This is a genomic window from Ensifer sp. Root954, assembly GCF_001429005.1.
GTDB classification, from domain to species: domain Bacteria; phylum Pseudomonadota; class Alphaproteobacteria; order Rhizobiales; family Rhizobiaceae; genus Ensifer; species Ensifer adhaerens.
This window is the reverse complement of record NZ_LMJM01000050.1, coordinates 14,616-30,132: the sequence shown is the minus strand read 5'-3', so window position 1 is coordinate 30,132 and position 15,517 is coordinate 14,616. Positions and strand designations below refer to the sequence as shown.

General features: G+C 62.7%; 13 protein-coding genes. 4 read left to right on the top strand and 9 right to left on the bottom strand.

What is annotated here, in order from left to right; genetic code table 11:
• Positions 1-10: 10 nt before the first annotated feature.
• Positions 11-1,099, bottom strand: a complete 1,089-nt coding sequence (locus ASE71_RS28695; protein WP_060518054.1) for a PLP-dependent cysteine synthase family protein — start codon at positions 1,097-1,099, stop codon at positions 11-13.
• A gap of 79 nt (positions 1,100-1,178) precedes the next feature.
• Between ASE71_RS28695 and ASE71_RS28690 the strand changes: the two genes are divergently transcribed.
• Entirely contained in the window at positions 1,179-3,194 is a 2,016-nt protein-coding gene (locus ASE71_RS28690; protein ID WP_060518057.1) for a transcriptional regulator, read from the top strand.
• 42 nt (positions 3,195-3,236) lie between these two features.
• Here ASE71_RS28690 and ASE71_RS28685 read toward each other — a convergent pair whose 3' ends face one another.
• From ASE71_RS28685 to ASE71_RS28660, 6 genes are all read right to left on the bottom strand, one after another.
• Positions 3,237-4,118 (bottom strand): dihydrodipicolinate synthase family protein, encoded by an 882-nt coding sequence (locus ASE71_RS28685; RefSeq protein ID WP_060518059.1) that lies wholly within the window; start codon positions 4,116-4,118, stop codon positions 3,237-3,239.
• A 28-nt stretch (positions 4,119-4,146) separates the two neighbouring features.
• Entirely contained in the window at positions 4,147-5,766 is a 1,620-nt protein-coding gene (locus ASE71_RS28680) for an ABC transporter ATP-binding protein (RefSeq protein ID WP_060518061.1), read from the bottom strand.
• The gene (locus ASE71_RS28675) at positions 5,759-6,682 is read right to left on the bottom strand and encodes an ABC transporter permease (protein ID WP_034796145.1); all 924 of its coding nucleotides are present in this window, start codon (positions 6,680-6,682) and stop codon (positions 5,759-5,761) included. Before ASE71_RS28675 ends, ASE71_RS28680 begins: the two co-directional genes overlap by 8 nt.
• A gap of 10 nt (positions 6,683-6,692) precedes the next feature.
• A complete protein-coding gene (locus tag ASE71_RS28670) occupies positions 6,693-7,607 on the bottom strand; it encodes an ABC transporter permease (protein ID WP_034796335.1) in 915 nt (304 codons plus the stop codon).
• 87 nt (positions 7,608-7,694) lie between these two features.
• Complete coding sequence (locus tag ASE71_RS28665; protein WP_210333340.1) at positions 7,695-9,164, bottom strand: ABC transporter substrate-binding protein; 1,470 nt, start codon at positions 9,162-9,164, stop codon at positions 7,695-7,697.
• Positions 9,165-9,220: 56 nt separating this feature from the next.
• Complete coding sequence (locus tag ASE71_RS28660; RefSeq protein WP_063891152.1) at positions 9,221-10,090, bottom strand: DMT family transporter; 870 nt, start codon at positions 10,088-10,090, stop codon at positions 9,221-9,223.
• Between the two features lie 230 nt (positions 10,091-10,320).
• Between ASE71_RS28660 and ASE71_RS28655 the strand changes: the two genes are divergently transcribed.
• Genes ASE71_RS28655 through ASE71_RS28645 form a run of 3 tightly spaced genes read left to right on the top strand, consistent with a single transcriptional unit; the run spans position 10,321 to position 13,593 of the window.
• The gene (locus tag ASE71_RS28655; protein ID WP_060518065.1) at positions 10,321-11,517 is read left to right on the top strand and encodes a sialidase family protein; all 1,197 of its coding nucleotides are present in this window, start codon (positions 10,321-10,323) and stop codon (positions 11,515-11,517) included.
• Positions 11,514-12,470 (top strand): 4-hydroxythreonine-4-phosphate dehydrogenase PdxA, encoded by a 957-nt coding sequence (gene pdxA / locus ASE71_RS28650; RefSeq protein WP_060518067.1) that lies wholly within the window; start codon positions 11,514-11,516, stop codon positions 12,468-12,470. The genes ASE71_RS28655 and pdxA overlap by 4 nt, the downstream gene beginning before the upstream one ends.
• Positions 12,471-12,474: 4 nt before the next feature.
• Positions 12,475-13,593, top strand: a complete 1,119-nt coding sequence (locus ASE71_RS28645; RefSeq protein ID WP_060518069.1) for an iron-containing alcohol dehydrogenase — start codon at positions 12,475-12,477, stop codon at positions 13,591-13,593.
• A gap of 58 nt (positions 13,594-13,651) precedes the next feature.
• On the opposite strand, the gene ASE71_RS28640 is transcribed toward ASE71_RS28645, so the two are convergent.
• Together ASE71_RS28640 and ASE71_RS28635 are read right to left on the bottom strand one after the other, a co-directional pair.
• On the bottom strand, positions 13,652-14,353 hold the full coding sequence (locus ASE71_RS28640; RefSeq protein ID WP_034796126.1) for a FadR/GntR family transcriptional regulator: 702 nt from the start codon (positions 14,351-14,353) through the stop codon (positions 13,652-13,654).
• A gap of 3 nt (positions 14,354-14,356) precedes the next feature.
• On the bottom strand, positions 14,357-15,385 hold the full coding sequence (locus ASE71_RS28635; RefSeq protein WP_060518071.1) for a four-carbon acid sugar kinase family protein: 1,029 nt from the start codon (positions 15,383-15,385) through the stop codon (positions 14,357-14,359).
• Positions 15,386-15,517 lie beyond the last annotated feature (132 nt).

Genomic DNA, 15,517 nt, shown 5'->3' with positions numbered 1-15,517 from the left:
GTTCCTCTCCCTATTCGGCGGCGAGCTGGAAGCCGGGCGTGGATCGCGACAGCTCCATCTCCTCGTCATCCATGTCCGCCGGGATCGTTTCGAACAGCGGCGTCGACAGATAGCGCTCCCCTGTATCAGGCAGCATGCACAGGATCACCGAGCCGGCCGGCGCGTGCTCCGCGATCTGGCGCGCAACGCCGAAGGTCGCGCCGCCCGAAACGCCAGTGAAGATGCCCTCTTTCTGTGCGAGCGCCTTGGCCCATTCCATCGCCTTCGGACCGGCAATGGGGACGAGTTCGTCATAGTAGCGGTTGTCAATCGCCTCCTGCAGGACGTCGGGTATGAAGTCCGGTGTCCAGCCCTGGATCGGATGCGGCTCGAAGGCGGGATGGCTGGCGGCCGGCGCACCGCCCGTTCCGCGCTGTTGCGCATGACCGCTGCCGAGCAACTGCGCGTTGGCGGGCTCGGCAAGCACGATCTTCGTCTCCGGACGCTCACGCCGCAAAACCCGGGAGACGCCAACCACCGTGCCGCCGGTGCCGTAGCCTGTGACGAAGTAATCAAGACGGGAGCCGGCAAAGTCGTTGACGATTTCCCGGCCGGTCGTCGCCTCGTGGATCGCGGCGTTGGCTGTGGTCTCGAACTGCCGGGCGAGGAACCATCCGTTCTTCTCTGCGAGTTCGATCGCCTTGCGGTACATGCCGAGGCCCTTCTCGGCGCGCGGCGTCAGAACGACCTTGGCGCCCAGCATGCGCATCAGCCGGCGGCGCTCGACGGAGAAGCTATCGGCCATGGTGACAACCAGCGGATAGCCTTTTTGCGCACAGACCATCGCCAGTCCGATGCCGGTGTTACCGCTGGTGGCCTCGACTACGGTCTGTCCGGGCTTCAGCTTGCCTGTGCGCTCGGCCTCCTCGATGATCGCAATCGCCAGCCTGTCCTTCACCGACGAAGCCGGATTGAAGAACTCCGCCTTGACATAGATGGTCGCGTTGCCGACGCCGAGATTGTTGACGCGGATCGCCGGCGTGTCGCCGATCGTCTCCAGCACGCTGTCGAAAAGCCGCCCGCGGCCGCTCGTGGTTCTCAGTCCAGAATTGTTTGGCATGGGTCCTCTCACTCTTCCGGATGCTAGGTTCGGCGAGGGATGCTAAAGTGCTGGCGTGGGAGCCGGCGTGGGAGTGCGCATGGAAACGGATGGCCCGGACGTGGTTTTTTCGGCAAAGGAGCTGGAACTGCGGCTGCTCGGGCCGATGAAACTCATGCGCCGCGGGGTGGCCGTGCCGTTACCGCCGTCGCGCAAGGTGCGCGCGCTGCTCGCTTATCTGGCCCTGACGCCAGGTTCGGTTCCTCGGGAACGGCTCTGCCATCTGCTCTGGCAAGTGCCGAGCGATCCGCGCGGTGAATTGCGCTGGAGCCTGAGCAAAATCCGCTTGCTCATGGACACGGATGGCCGCAAGCGCGTGATCACGGCTAACGACCGGATTTCACTCGATCTCGAAGACTGTGACATCGACGCACGCCACATCCAGGAAGCAAGGCGGCGCGGTATCGGAAACCTCGATCTGGAGGCGTTGCGGCCGATTGCTGGACGATGCGGAGGCGATCTGCTCGAAGGGGTCGAGATCGACAACAGCCCTGCCTTCGAGCACTGGCTGACATCGGTGCGGAGCGAGTTTCGCCTATACGCGCTGGAGATCGCGGCAGAAATCGGCAAGAAAACACCCGTCGGCGGTGAGGACGGCTTGCCGGCAGCCCGGCAATGGCTCGACCTCGCGCCGCTCGACGCAGACGCAAATCTCCGCTTCCTGGCGGAACTGTCCCGCAGGCGGATGGGCGACGCCTGCAACCGGCATCTCGATGCGGCAGCGCGCCTCTTTGCCGATGAGGGCGAGGACTTCGCGCCGATCCGAGAAGCATGGGAACGCCTCAGGCCCCTGTCCCGACAACCGGCGGTCGTCGTCGTTTCTGACGGTGTTGGCAGACCTTCCGAGCCCATCCACGTGACGGTCGCGCGCCGCGCCTCGATTGCCGTCATGCCGTTCCGCGAACTTGTCGCGGGCGGGGCGGGCCGGAACGATCTCGGCAGCGCGGTCGCGCATGACGTCATCAGCAAGCTGGCGCGCCTGCGCAGTCTCTTCGTTATTGCCCGAGGCTCTGTTTTTGCCATCGCTGGCGAAGGGCTCGAACTGCCGGAAATCGGCCGCCGGCTCGGCGTCGACTATGTCGCCACCGGCTTCCTGGAACAGCACGAACTCGGGATCGCCGTGAACGTGGAGGTCGCAGAGGCGGCCACCGCCCATATCGTCTGGACTGAGCGATTCGAGGCGCGCGCGGCCGAGCACTTTGCCGTCGTCGACGAGATCAGCAACAGCATCGTGTCGTCGATCGCCGCTGAAATCGAGAACGAAGAGCGCAACCGCGCGATCCTGAAGCCTCCGGATTCGCTCGACGCCTGGGAGGCCTATCATCGCGGCCTCTGGCACATGTTTCGCTTCACCGCCGAGGAAAACGAGCGCGCCGCCGAGTTCTTCCGCCTTTCGACACGCCTCGATCCAACCTTCTCACGCGCCCATGCAGGGCTGTCCTTCACGCACTGGCAAAGGGCCTTCCAGCGCTGGGGCGACCGCGACGGCGAGACCCGGGACGCGCTCAAGGCCGCCGGGCAGAGCCTCTTGGTTGACGATCAGAACCCCGCCGCGCACTGGTCGATGGGGCGTGCCCTCTGGCTGACCGGAGACCACGACCAGGCGGTGCGCGCACTGGAGCACTCGGTCCTTCTCAGCCCCAATTTCGCCCTCGGGCACTATGCGCTCTCCTTCGTGCACGCGCAGTCCGGCGACCCCGCAGCGGCGATCACCGCATCTGATTACTCGCGGCTTTTGAGCCCCTACGACCCGCTGCTGTTCGGCATGCTCGGCACCCGCGCGATTGCCCTCATCCGGCTGGACGCCTTCGAGGAGGCTGCAGACTGGGCGATCAAGGCGGCAGCCCGTCCGAACGCGCATGTGCACATCCTCGCGATCGCAGCCCATTGTCTTGCGCTCGCCGGACGCCTCAGTGAGGCTCGCAGCTACGCGGCCCGCATCCGGCTGCAGAACCCGGATTACCGTACGGACAATTTCCTCGACGCCTTCCACTTCACACCCGACGTCATCGCCCGATATCGCCAAGTGGCGGCCTTGATCGGGCTGGCGACCTGAGTGGTCGGTGCCGGCCAAATTCGCCTGCGTGTCTTAGAGCCGCTAGAGAAGGCGGTAGCGTTCAAGGATTTCAGCGATCTGTTCGTCCTGTGCCTTGTTTGGCAGAAGTGCTGGCTGTCGGCTTGCGCCGACAGATGCATCCTGCAGGTAGAGGGCGCGCTTGACCATCGCCGGGGCAAAGCCGAGTGCATAGAGGTCGGTCCGAAAGGCAGCAAAGGTTGCCTGCTGCTTCTGCGCTTCGACAATGTCGCCGGCATTGAAGGCCTTCAAGATACCTGCAAGCACATCCGGCATGGCGTTGCCGAGGCCCGAGATGCAGCCAGCCGCACCATTCTGCAGTGCCCAGAGCACGAGATGATCGGGGCCGGAGTAGACTTCGAAACCATCGACCTCGTTGGCAATCTGCAGATAGGCTTCCAAAGTTTCTTTCGCGCCGCCGGAATCCTTGATGCCGGCAATGTTGCCGTGGCCGGCAAGGGCGCGCGCCGTGTCGGGCTCGATATGGTTCTGCGTGCGGGCGGGTATGTCATAGAGGTAGACTGGCGTCTTCACGGCATCGGCGACGGTCGAGAAATGACGGACAAGGCCATCCTGGGTGCAGGCAATGAAGAACGGCGTGATCACTGCGATCCCGTCGACGCCGATCCGGTCGAATTCTCGGGCGAGTTTTACTGTCTCGAAGGTGGCAGGCATGCCGGCATTGACGATCACCTTGACGCGGCCGCCGACCTCATCAACCACCTCCTCCGTGAGGCGCACCTTTTCCTCGTATGTCAGCGCGGTGAAGTCACCGTTGGTTCCGGCGCACATGATGTTGTTGCCGGCTGCGACCTGTCGGCGGACCTGGGCGCGCGTCGCCTGGTAGTTAATGGTCTCGTCGTCGTTGAAGCAGGTCACGAGGGCGACGAAGGCTTGCTTGGTCATGCGGATTTTCCTCTCAATGGACGGCGCCTCAGGACGCGCGCTGAAGACGGGCGGCGCGATGAGCGGCCTGGACGTCGGGATCGGGGTCGAGGCCGGCTGCAAGCAGCGCACGCGTATAGTCTTGCTGCGGCGCGTCGAACACCTCGCGCACCGTGCCAAGCTCGACGATGTTGCCCTTCTGCATGACCATGACGTGGTCGGCAAAGTCGCGCACCACCGGCAGATCGTGGGCGATGAAGATAAAGGCGATACCCATTTCCTTGCGCAGCCGGTCGAGCAGCGCGATCACCTGCGCCTGCACCGAAACGTCAAGCGCCGAGACCGCCTCGTCGCAGATGATCAGCTGCGGCTCGAGTGCGAGTGCGCGGGCAATTGCGATGCGTTGGCGCTGGCCGCCGGAAAACTGATGTGGGTAGCGGCCCATGTGCTCCGGGCCGAGACCGACCTGCACAAGAAGATCAGCCACCCGCTCGCGCCATTTCGCCTTGGGCAAGATATCCGAATGAATGACCCAGGCCTCGGAAATGAGCTGGTAAACGGTCATACGCGGATTGAGCGACTGCGTCGGGTCCTGGAAGACCATCTGCAGGTCGCGGCGCAGCTTGTAGAGTTCCGTGGGCGACATCGTGAAGAGGTCGCGGCCCTTCCACAAGGCGCTGCCACTATCCGGTTCGTCGAGGCGAAGCAGGATGCGCGCCAGCGTCGACTTGCCTGACCCGCTCTCGCCGACGACGGCCATGGTCTCGCCGGGCATGAGGTCAAAGGACAGGCCCTTCAGCGCCTCGAAGGAGCCATAGCGTTTGCGCACGTCGCGAACTGAAAGAACGGGTTCGGCGCGAGCGGCTGGCACATGCATCTCGCCCTTGCCTGGGGCGGCGGCAATCAGCTTCTTGGTATAGGGATGCTGCGGGTTCTTGTAGACCTCGCGCACCGTGCCGGCTTCGACCAGGACGCCTTTTTCCATCACCACCACGCGATCGGCGATCTCCGCGACCACGCCGAGGTCGTGGGTGATGATGAGGACCGCCATGCCGGTCTCTCGCTGCAATTCCTCAAGCAGCGCGAGCACTTCGGCCTGCACGGTGACGTCGAGCGCCGTCGTCGGCTCATCGGCGATCAGGAGATCTGGCCTGAGTGCCAATGCCATCGCAATCATGACGCGCTGGCGCTGGCCGCCGGAGAATTCGTGCGGATATTTGTCGAGCGAGCGCTCCGGGTCGGGGATGCCGACCCGGGTCAACAGCCGCAACGCCTCGGAAGCGGCTTTCGCGGCGTCGGTCCCGTGGGTGGTGAGCGCCTCGCGGATCTGCCAGCCCACGGTATAGACCGGGTTGAGATGGCTCAGCGGGTCCTGGAAGATCATGGCGATACGGCGCCCGTTGACCTTTCGCCTTTCCTGCGCCGGCATTGTCAGCAGGTCGACGCCGTCGAGCAGGATCTCGCCCGAGCTGATGCGTCCCGGCGGCATGTCGATCAGGTTCATGATCGCCGAGGAGGAGACCGACTTGCCGGATCCGCTCTCGCCAAGGATTGCGAGCGTCTCGCCACGGTCGAGATGGTAGGAGATATTGCGGACCGCTTTCACGACGCCGACTGCGGTGTGGAATTCGACCGACAGGTCGCGAACTTCCAGGAGATGGTCAGCCATTCTTGCGACCTTTCATTTCAAGACGCCAGCGCTGCACTGGGTCGAGCGCGATGCGCAGCCAGTTCGACAAGAGGTTTAGCGACATGGTGGTAAGGATGATCGCAAGGCCGGGCCAGAACGAAAGCCACCATGCGTTGGTGAGGTACTGACGTCCCTGCGAGATCATCAGGCCCCAGGTGATTTCCGGCGGCTGGATGCCGATACCGAGGAACGAAAGCGCGCTTTCGGCCAGCATCACATAGGCGAAGTCGAGCGTCGCAAGCGTCGTCAGCGTCGGCAGCACGACAGGCAGAATGTGGCGGAACAGGATGCGCTTGCTTGATGCGCCCATCACGCGCGCGGCCTGCACGAACATGCGTTCACGGATTTCCAGCACTTCGGCGCGTGTGGTTCGCAGGTAAACCGGGATGCGTGTGATCGCCAGCACCAGCATGAGGTTCAGGATCGACGAGCCGAGAATATAGAGAACGATGACCGCGATCAGCAGCGACGGAAAGGACATGATCACGTCCGCAAGCCGCATGATGATCTGATTGACGCGCGGCGAGGAAAAGCCGGCGACAAGGCCGAGGAAGGTGCCGACGGTTGCTGAAAGCGCGACGGCACCGGCGGCCACCATCAGCGTGTTCTGGGTGGCAACGATGATGCGGGCAAGCAGCGGCCGCCCGAGGGCATCGGCCCCCATCCACCAGACCCAGCCGCGCTCCCAGTCGAAAGGCACGGCGTTGCGGCCTCTAAGGTTCTGTTTGGTCGCGAGATCGCCGAGCCAGGTCGGCCCGATGATTGCGATGATGAGAACGAAAAGCAGGAAGATCGCGGCGCAAAGCGCGAATTTGTCGGCAAGCAGCATGCGGAACATGCGGGTCGCAAAGCGCGGTTCTTCGGTAACAACGGTATCGGCGGTCTGCAGGGTCATGGTCCCCTCCTCAGTGCCGGATGCGCGGATCGAGCAGCGCGTAGGCCAGATCGATCAGCAGGTTCATGAGGAAGATCGCCAGCGCCGTGACGAGGATGGCGGCGAGCACGACGTTGAAATCGCGCTGCAAGATGGAATCGATCATCAGCTTGCCGACGCCCGGAAACCCGAAGATCGTCTCGACGATTACCGCGCCGTTCAAAAGGCTCGCGGCCTGGTCGCCAATGACGGTGATGACCGGCAGCATGGCGTTGCGCAGCGCATGCACGAAGATGATCGGCCCGGATTTGACGCCCTTGGCGCGCGCCGTCTTCACATAGGCCGAGGAAAGCGCCCCGATCATCGAGCCGCGCACCACCTGGACGATGATGCCGAAAGGCCGGATGAACAGAACCGAGATCGGCAGGATCCAATGAAGCAGCGACCCCGTGCCCGAAGTCGGCAGCCAGGCGAGGTTTACCGAAAAGACGACGATCGCGACGATGGCGATCCAGAAATCGGGAACGGAAGCGCCGACCAGCGAGATCAGCGAGGAGAGCCGATCGAAGAAGCCTCCAGCGCGGAAGGCGGCAAGCGAACCGACGACGATCGCAGCACCAGCGACCAGCGTCATGGTGATGACTGCGAGCCAGAGCGTCCAGGTGAAGGCCTCAAGCACCACGTCCAGAGCAGGACGCGCCTTGCGCAGGGATTCGCCAAAATCGCCGGTGACGACGTCGCCGACATAGCGTCCGAACTGCACCAGCATTGGATCGTTCAAACCATGCAGCTCGCGGAATTGCGCCTTCATCTCTGCGGAGGCTTCGACCGGCAGGAACAAGGCGGCCGGATCACCTGTCAACCGCGACAGGAAGAAGACCATGACGAGCAGCCCGACGAGCGAGATCAGACTGGCCACGGCGCGTTTTCGAACGAATTTCAGCATGGCGCCCTCGAAGAAATCCGGCGGCGGGATCATCCCACCGCCTTGATGGCTGTTGTGATTGGCGAACCTGTCGTTCGCCAGGGCAGATTACTTGATCTTGATCTCCGAGAGCTGCAGCGTCCCGTTGGTCGCCATCGTCGGCTTGAATTCGAGCCGCTCGGAAACGCGGGAGAAGCCTACCATGTGGAAGAGCAGGACGTCGGCAACGACATCGTCATGCACATAGGCGATCAGTTCCGACCAGAGCTTGGCACGCTCGTCGCCGACGGCAGCCGACGCGCGCTTGATCAGGTCGTCGACCTTCGGATCGGAGAAGCCGGACTGGGTGCCTTCGGTTGCGTATTTGAAGAACATCGAGAACGACGGATCGCCCTTGGAATTGTCGTGCATGGCGGCAACGATCTGCGGGCCGCGACCTTCCTTGAAGGGCTTGGAATAGTACTGCTCGTGCTCGGCGACCTCGACGAATTTCAGCTCGACCTTGAAGCCGACTTCCTCAAGCTGCGCCTGAATGGCCTCCATGATCTCGGTCACGTTCGGAAAGTTTGCAGAACGGGCAATGATGGTGATGGGCGTGTCGACTTTGACGCCATCGGCCTTGGCTTCCTCAAGCAGCTTCTTTGCGCCTTCCGGATCGTAGGGGAAGACCTTTACGTCGGGGTTCCAGCCAAGCGTCGGTGGCGGCACGATCGCGGTGGCGAGCAATGCACTTTCGGGAACCAGGGTACCGAGGAAGGCCTGGCGGTCGATGGCGACGTTGAGCGCGCGGCGGACACGAACGTCGTTCAGCGGTTCGATGTTGTGATCGATGCGCAGGTAGACGGTTTCGCTGTCGAGGTAGGAAAAGTCCGTTGCCGGGTTCGTGGCATCGAGCTGCGAGATCGACGGCGAAAGGTCGGCTTCGCCGGTCTGCACCATGGCTGCGCGCACCGACGGGTCGGCGCGGAACAGATAGGTGGCTTCCGTCACTTCGGGCTTTGCGCCCCAATAGTCGTCACGGCTGGTCAGCACGATCTGCTGCCCCGGCGTCCAGTTGGTCAGCTTGTACGGACCGGTGCCGACCGGTTCGCGCACGAACTCAAGCGGCGTTTCCTCCGGCACGATCGTGACGAGAGACATCAGCAGCGGCAGGATCGGCTGAACCGGATCGGCCTTGAAATCGATGGTGTAGTCGTCGACGACCGTCGGGGTCACCGTGATGCCGCCGAAGTAGCGGCGCGATTCACAGGTGTTCTTGTCGCTCATGATGCGATCGAAGCTGTGCTTGACGTCCTTGGCGTCAAAGGTCGTGCCGTCGGAGAACTTGACGCCCTTGCGCAGGTGGAAGCGCCAGCTGCTGTCTTCGTTCTGCTCCCATTTTTCGGCCAGGCGCGGCATGACGCCCTTGTCACTGCGAACGTCGAGTTCGGTCAGCGTTTCGCTGACGTTCTGCATGATGACGCGGCCGATGTTCGAGCGCGTGGCCATGCAGGGCTCCAGCAGGTCGGCCTCCTCGGCCAGCACGATCTTAATGGGGCCGGACCCGGCGAATGCGGGCGACAGGGCCGAACTCAACATGAGTGCACTCAAGACAAATAATTTCTTCACGGCATTTCCTCCCTAGTGAAATTCGTTCAGCTGGATGTTGCTTTTCCGGATCGCGCGGCAATTAGCGCCGCGCTACCGATGAGCCCGCCGCCGCAAAGGGTGGTGAGGGCGATCTGTTCGCCAAAAAGCGCGAAGCCGCCGAGCGCCACGAGCGGCAAGCGCAAAAAATCGACCGGCGCGACGATCGTGGCGGGCGCGAGTGAAAAAGCATGGGTCATCATACCCATGCAGGCAGTTCCCACGACACCCTGCAGCGCCAGAAGCGTCATCTCCCTCGCCCCAGGCATGGTCCAGAACGGCAAGGCGAAAAGAAGCGCGATCGGAACGGTCAAAAGGAGATTCCAGACGACCAGCGTTGAGGTCTTATCGCCCTTCGACATGGACTTCAGGATCAACTGAATGGTCGACTGGAGCACCGCGCCAGTGAGGGCGAGAAGGATGGCGAGACTGAAGCCGGTTCCCGAGGGGCCGATGATCAGCATCGCGCCGCCAAAACCGAGCACCACCGCACCGATCATAGCCGGGCCAGGCCTTTCGCCCAGCGCCAGTGCGGCACCGAGCAAAAGGAAGATCGGCGACATGAAAGCGATGGCCGTCACGTCAGCAAGCGGCCCCCAGCTGAAGGCAGCGAAGAAGGCGACCATGGCGAGCAGCTTGAAGCCGGCACGGACCGCATGCTGACGCAAGGGGTGGCTCGACTTGAGCACCGATGGGCGCAGGGCAACAAAAGGCAGAAGGATGAGCGCGCCGAAGAACGCGCGGAAGAAGCCGATGACGAAAGGATGCACGGCGCCGTTCAGCGCCCGCACGATCACCGCGTCGGCGGCAGCAAGGATCGCTGCACCAACCGCGAACATGACCGCCATCTTAGCCCCCTTCGGGCTAGCTTCCAGCATCAGACCTCCTCCCGGCATCCTCTTGCCGGCTTGTTCAGACCATCCACCTTTCACAAAAGTTTGTCAAATTAATTCGCAATGTAAATTTTATATGGAAATAATCACCATCAATGTTTCAGTAAAATCAGTGAGTTATGCGTAACAATACACGAGCACTTGTCTATTTGTAACTTTATCAAACTTGACAACTTTGAAAATTGGGTGATTTTCGAAGCACACAGGAGGAACTCATGGACCCTGAAGAAATCGCCCGCCGCATGAATGGCCGGCTTCAAACCGTGTCGCCCGAGCGTATGGAAGCGCTGTTGCCGTCGCCGATGATCCAGAACCATGCAGCCTTCCTGCATCTGCTTTCAGACGGCGCGCTCGCCTGTGCCTGGTTCGGCGGCACGCTCGAGGGCAAATCGGACATTTCCATCTTTGCTTCGGTGCTGCCCAAGGGGGCGACGCAATGGGGACCGCCGCAGCGCCTGAGCTTCGATGCCGCGCATTCGGAGCAAAACCCGGTGCTCTTCACTGCGCCCGATGGCAGGCTGTGGCTCTTTCACACCTCCCAACCCTCAGGCAATCAGGACGAGTGCCGGATCCGGATGGCTGAGGTCCGCCGCGATGCTTCCGATCGGCTGGTACTAACGACCAGCGAAGGCCGTTACCTGGACCTTCCCCGTGGCTGCTTCATCCGCGCGCCGCTCGTGGTGCGCGGTGACGGCGCGTGGCTGCTGCCGATCTTTCGCTGCGTTCAGCGCCCCGGGCAGAAGTGGAACGGCAGCCATGATACGGCAGCCGTCGGCATTTCGCTTAATCAGGGCGAGACCTGGCAACTGGAAGAACTGGATCAGTCCATTGGCTGCGTGCACATGTCGCCGGTGTCGCTTGGCGAAGGCCATCTTGCTGCCTTTTTCCGCCGGCGGCAGGCCGACTGGGTCTACAGGACCGAGAGCCTCGATGAGGGCCGCTCCTGGTCCAGGCCCGAGGCCAGTGACATCCCGAACAACAATTCCTCGATCGCCGCTCTCAGTCTGAAAGACGGCCGGATCGCGATGATCTGCAACCCCGTAAGCGCGGCCGACACCGCCGAACGACGCACGTCGCTTTATGACGAGCTCGGCGAGGACGACAACCGCCCGGACGCCGACCCCACGGGCGGTTGCGTTCCGATCTGGGGTGTCCGGCGCGCGCCAGTCTCTCTTTGCCTCTCTCAAGATGGCGGCAAGACATTTCCCGTGCGCCTGCTGATCGAGGACGGCCCCGGGACATGCCTTTCCAATGACTCGACCGACGGCGGCAACAAGGAGATGTCCTATCCCTGGCTGCTGGAGGGGCCGGACGGCGCCATGCACCTTGCCTACACCTACCACCGGCGCGCCATCAAATATGTCCGCCTGGCCCCTGGCTGGGACCACGCTGACCAACGGAGACCTTCATGAGCAATATCATCGGCATAACCATGGGCGACCCGTGCGGCGTCGGCCCCGAGATTTCGGTGCGCGCGCTGGCCGACATGTCGCCGCAAGAACGCGATACGGTCCGGATCTACGGCAATCTCGCGACGCTCGAGGCGGCCCGCGCCGCTCTCGGCCTTGAGGTTGATCTCACCGGACATGTCGTCGATCTGCCGATTGAAGGTGCGCCGCTTGCCTGGGGACAGCTGAACCCTGTCGCCGGCGACGCGGCCTTTCGCTTCATCGAAAAGGCAGTGCGCGACGCAGAAGCCGGTGTGATCGGTTGCATCGTCACGGCGCCCATCAACAAGGAAGCGCTGAACCTTGCTGGTCACCACTATGACGGCCACACCGGAATGCTGCGCAGCCTCACAGGCTCCAAGGCCGCCTACATGCTGCTTGCCTCCGAGCGCCTCAAGGTCATCCACGTTTCCACCCACGTGGCGCTGCAGGAGGCGATCCGACGCTCGACGACCGAACGGGTGCTCGCCACGATCCGCGCCGGCGACGCTCATTTGAAGCGTATCGGCTACGTAGCGCCCAAAATCGCGGTCGCCGGCATCAATCCCCACTGCGGCGAAAATGGCCTGTTCGGCACCGAGGATGACGACCAGATCGTGCCGGCCGTTGCGCAAGCACGCGCGGAAGGCATCGATGCCTATGGGCCGATTTCCGCAGATACGGTGTTCCATCGCGCCTATTCGGGCGCCTTCGACCTCGTGGTCGCGCAGTATCACGACCAAGGGCACATCCCCGTGAAGCTTGTCGCCTTCGACACCGCCGTGAACGTCTCGGTGGACCTGCCGATCGACCGAACCTCGGTCGATCACGGCACGGCCTTCGACATCGCCGGCAAGGGGATCGCCAACCACGGCAACATGAACTCCGCCATCGCCTATGCCCGCAAGTTGGTGGCAGGCGACGCCAAGCGAGGATGACACCATGACCATCGCTCCCATCACCCTTTATCAGCCGCGCCGCCTCGCCGTCGGCGCCGGCACAATCGCAGAGGTCGGCGCCTGGGCGGCCGATGCCCGTTCAGTGCTCGTCATCGCCACGCCGATCACCGCAGGCTTCGTCGACCGCCTGAAGCTTTCCGGCCGCGTTGCGGTGTTCGACGCCATCCCGGGCGAACCCGATGTCGACACGCTCGATGCCGCACTCGACTTCGCGCGCCAAAACAGCCCGGACCTCATCGTCGGCCTTGGGGGCGGATCGGTGCTCGACGTCGCCAAGCTTGTCGCCGTGCTTTGGGACTCCGAGCAGACGCTTGCCGATGTCGCCGGGCCAAACCGCGTACTCGGCCGCAACACCCGCCTGGCTCAGGTCGCAACGACCGCCGGCACCGGCTCGGAAGCCGGGATCCGCTCGCTCATCACCGACCCTGTCAAGGGAAACAAGATCGCGGTCGAAAGCGCGCACATGATTGCCGACCTGGCTGTTCTCGATCCGGAACTCACCTATTCCGTGCCGCCGGCGGTAACCGCCGCCACCGGCGTCGACGCCATGGCCCATTGCGTGGAAGCCTTCACCAATCGCCGCGCCCATCCGATGATCGACGGCTTTGCCCGAATGGGCTTCGAGCTCGTGGGCAAACATCTCGCCCGCGCAGTCAGGGATGGAGCCGATACCGAGGCGCGAGAAGGGATGATGCTTGCTTCCTACTACGGCGGCATCTGCCTTGGGCCGGTCAATACCGCGGCTGGCCATGCCATCGCCTATCCGCTCGGAACGCGGCTTCGCCTGCCTCACGGATTGGCAAACGCCATCATCTTTCCGCATGTGCTCGCCTTCAACCAACCGGTTGCCGCGGCCAAGACGGCAGAAGTCGCAAAGGCGCTTGGTCTCGGCGAAGATCTCTCCTCCCAGGAACTCCTGGGCGCTGCCCGTGGCTTCTGCCGTGATCTCGGCATCGAGATGTCGCTTGCCGCTCACGGCGCAAGTGCCGACGACTTGCCGCTCTATGCAAGCGAGGCCCATGCCAACCGAAGGCTCATGGACAACAACCCGAGCGATATGAGTGTGGAGGACGTGCTTGCCGTCTACAAGGCAGCCTTTTGATCCATAGACCATGCAAAAAACAAAACCCCGGCGTCTGCCGGGGTTTTTGCTTTGTCGACTACTTGGTCGCTTGGAACAGACGTTCGCGGGATCCGGAAAGGTGGTCATGCATGAGTTGTCTCGCCTTTACGCCTTCACGCGCGGCAATCGCTTCCGCGATCGCTTCGTGCTCCCCGAAAACGCGCGTCAGCCCGGTCGTCTCCCGTTTGACCGAGGCGCCATGAAACCGCATCCCGACCGCGATGTGATCCTTGAGCGCTTCCATTGCCGTGAAAAAATAGCTGTTCTGGGCCGCACGTGCGATCGCAAGATGAAACTGGAAGTCCGCATCCTCCCGGTGCGATTGCCGGTTGGTGGCGTCCCGCATCAGTTCTAACGCCTGGCGGATGGCGGACAAGCTGGCCGCGTCATGCCGCTCGGCAGCAGCCTGCGCGGCAGCCGGCTCGACCGTCAATCGGAACTCGTAGCAGTTCAGAAGATCGGCGACGTTTTCCAGTTGTCCGAAGCCCAGCGGCTCACGCATGCCGACAGCACGAACGAAACTGCCGGCGCCGCGGCGTGAATAGATGAAACCCTGCTCGCGCAGCCGGCGCAACGCCTCTCGAATGATCGGACGCGAAACCTCGAATTCACTTGCCAGTTCGTGCTCGGTCGGCAAGCGCTCGTCCGGCTTGTAGGCGCCGGACTTGATCGCACGGTGCATGCGCTCAAAGACCAGATCGCCGAGGCTCTTGCGTGCTGTTCCGTTCTCCAGTCCCATCCGTCATCCCATCTTGCGAAGGACAGCCTCCGCGATTTCCTTAAGCGTATCCGGCGCGCCGAATCCGCCGGACTTGGCAATGATGCAACGTCCCTCGACCTCAGCCAAGCCCAGGCCGGGCAGGCACTCGCCCAGCAGGCGAAAACGCTGGATGCCCATTTTCCTCAAAACTGCCTCTGCAGTTGCGCCGCCGGACAGAAGCAGCGTCCCTGCCCGTTCGACAAGGCCCGGACAGACGCTCTCGGCAAGCGCCTCGGAAACGGCCTCCGGCGTCAACTCCCCTTCACCCGGCACCGCCTGAACGAGCGTGATTGCGCCGCCGGTGTCGTCTGCGGCCGAAAGCCGCCCGTTGGGCGCGGGCAAATAGGATAAGGCAAGGTCGTTGCGAAGCGTGTCGATCTGGGCAAGGGTAATCGGGTCTCGGGACCCAATGACGAACAAAGCCCTACCGGCAATCACCTGGGCAGCCCGCGGTTTTTGACCGCCACTCATCCGTTCGGCAAGCGCCTCGGCCAGACCGCGCGCTCCAATCAGCAGATCCGTACCACTTCTTTCCGCATTCTCAAGCAAGGCGCGCATCTCGGCTTCAGTGGATACGTCCGGGATGATGGCCTTGGCCGCATGCCGGCCGAGCTTCTCGGCAACGGAGATGGGCGCATCTACCCCAAAGCCTTGCACGCTACCGGACATGACAACCCGACCGAAGGCCGGGATGGCGGGCGCCACGAGCGCCGATCCGAAAGACATTGCGTCGAGTTCGGCGACGATGTTGCCCTTAAGACGGGAGTCGACCTTCTTGAAGATGCGCGAACCCGAAGGCAGCGCAGCGAGCGTGGCAACTGTTCGTTGCCTGGCGGATGCGGGGCTGTGTTCTCGCGATCCGAGATTGACCGAAACCACGTCCGGCCCCGTTTTCAGGACATCATCGATCGCTTCGGGCGCCAAAGCGACTTCGACATAAAAGCCCCTCGCGGCAAAGGGCGCCGCGGCATCCAGAGCGCCGGTCAGATCATCAGCGACAATGACGAGCATCTCAAAATCCAGACGATTTGTTGTTATCTTCAATTGTCCATTTTATATTGAAATGTCAATATTTTTTGGAAAGAAATTACAAATTAGGCGCACTCTGCCGCGGCCGATGTCAGGCATCGGTTCTCGTCCTTG